The 578-nt window shown below is 50.3% G+C and carries 1 protein-coding gene; it reads left to right on the plus strand.

The genetic code is table 11. The annotated features are described in order from the left end of the window. Window positions 1–578, plus strand: a 578-nt coding sequence (locus R8O10_RS26565; RefSeq protein WP_318192143.1) for a Mur ligase family protein, incomplete at both ends; no start/stop codon positions are given.

The following is a 578-nucleotide window of genomic DNA, read 5'->3' on the forward strand; positions in this document are numbered from 1 at the left end:
CCGAGACCATCTTGATTATCACGGTACGATGGAAGAGTACGCCAACGCCAAACTAACGCTGTTTACCCAGCATCAATGTGCTCAAGCAATCATCAATGTTGATGACGAAGTTGGCGCTGCGTGGGCGAAACAACTGACCAATGCGATTGCCGTTTCTCTTGCTCCTACAGCTGAGTTTGAACACGCGCTATGGGCGAGCCAAGTGGCTTATGCTGAATCCGGTATTACGATTCGTTTTGATGGTCAGTTTGGCGAAGGTACGCTGCATGCGCCGTTGATTGGTGAATTCAACGCAGCCAACTTAATGCTGGCATTTGCGACCTTATTGAGCCTTGGTTTTGATAAGAGCGATTTGCTAGCGACGGCTGCTCAATTGCAGCCGGTGTTAGGCCGAATGGAGCTATTCCAAGCTGAAAATCGCGCTAAAGTTGTGGTCGATTACGCTCACACGCCTGATGCGCTTGAAAAAGCATTACAAGCACTGCGCGTGCATTGTGACGGACAGCTTTGGGCTATTTTCGGTTGTGGTGGCGATCGCGATGCAGGTAAGCGTCCAATGATGGCAGAAATCGCTGAGC

This window comes from Vibrio sp. 1727, from assembly GCF_033344415.1.
In the GTDB taxonomy this organism is placed as follows: domain Bacteria; phylum Pseudomonadota; class Gammaproteobacteria; order Enterobacterales; family Vibrionaceae; genus Vibrio; species Vibrio alginolyticus.